This window comes from Pseudomonas sp. HAR-UPW-AIA-41 (genome assembly GCF_002304225.1).
Taxonomy (GTDB): domain Bacteria; phylum Pseudomonadota; class Gammaproteobacteria; order Pseudomonadales; family Pseudomonadaceae; genus Aquipseudomonas.
In genome coordinates this window covers 1-336 of record NZ_NSLB01000049.1, presented here as the reverse complement: position 1 = coordinate 336, position 336 = coordinate 1, and the positions used below count along the sequence as shown (strand labels likewise).

Sequence of the window (336 nt, the reverse complement as noted above, 5' to 3'; positions counted from 1 at the left end):
CCCGGTGACACTTGAAAATCGTGTTTTATGCCAATCCACCACGAAACCATTTCATCCAATTCAGCTCTAATTACACATTCAAACATTTGCTTGGCATATGGCAATTCATCACGCCAAATTCCTTTCGCAACGTTTTGTAAACACCACCAAAAATTATTACAACAACTCATAAACATAGATTCTGTCGGCTCTTTTTACGATTCAGGAAGATACTTTTTGAAATACTTGCCCATTTTCCCCGGTGACACTTGAAAATCGTGTTTTATGCCAATCCACCACGAAACCATTTCATCCAATTCAGCTCTAATTACACATTCAAACATTTGCTTGGCATAT

At 37.8% G+C, this 336-nt stretch carries 1 protein-coding gene and 1 pseudogene; both read right to left on the bottom strand.

Annotated features, from left to right (window positions below):
• Positions 1-182, bottom strand: a pseudogene (locus CK486_RS18620) (aminoglycoside 6-adenylyltransferase); the annotation flags it as partial.
• Between the two features lie 12 nt (positions 183-194).
• Complete coding sequence (locus tag CK486_RS18615; protein WP_095941615.1) at positions 195-323, bottom strand: aminoglycoside 6-adenylyltransferase; 129 nt, start codon at positions 321-323, stop codon at positions 195-197.
• Positions 324-336 lie beyond the last annotated feature (13 nt).

Bases quoted from the DNA above. Each gene is read 5' to 3' on its own strand.
- CK486_RS18615 (WP_095941615.1), bottom strand. From the start codon at position 323: ATGTTTGAATGTGTAATTAGAGCTGAATTGGATGAAATGGTTTCGTGG.